The organism is Spirillospora albida, from assembly GCF_000718255.1.
GTDB lineage: Bacteria > Actinomycetota > Actinomycetes > Streptosporangiales > Streptosporangiaceae > Spirillospora > Spirillospora albida.
The window spans coordinates 1-494 of record NZ_JOFJ01000066.1 but is presented as its reverse complement, the minus strand read 5'-3'; the positions used below and the strand labels follow the sequence as shown (position 1 = coordinate 494).

Sequence of the window (494 nt, the reverse complement as noted above, 5' to 3'; positions counted from 1 at the left end):
TCCTGGGTGAAATGCCGCCTCTGTCGTGCCAACGACCTTCCCTTCCGGTTCTCCCCAACCCTAGTTGGGGACCTGTCCGGAAGATCCGGGGCGCCTCACCGACGCGCTGCAGGCCGCAGCCCGAACCCGGGGCGGACGGCTGGACGGGGCCATCTTCCACAGCGACAACGGCGCCCAATACTGCAGCCGCGAATTCACCGCGACCTGCGACCGGCTCGGCGTGACCCCGTCGCGGGGCGCGGTCGGCACCAGCGCCGACAACGCCGCCGCCGAAGCCTTCAACGCCACCCTCAAACGCGAAACCCTGCAAGGCACCCGCCACTGGCCCGACGCCCACACCGCCCGCCTGCAGGTCTTCCGCTGGATCACCCGCTACAACACCCGCCGCCGGCATTCGCGCCTCGGCCACACCTCACCCATCAACTACGAGAACACCACAGGTAACCTGACCGCCGCCGCATGAAACCGGTGTCCACATCTCGGGGGGAAGCCCC

General features: G+C 69.0%; 1 pseudogene. It reads left to right on the top strand.

Annotation, left to right across the window (positions count from 1 at the left end):
- Positions 1 to 94: 94 nt before the first annotated feature.
- Positions 95 to 463: pseudogene (locus tag IE99_RS0128535) on the top strand (integrase core domain-containing protein); the annotation flags it as partial.
- Positions 464 to 494: the final 31 nt, after the last annotated feature.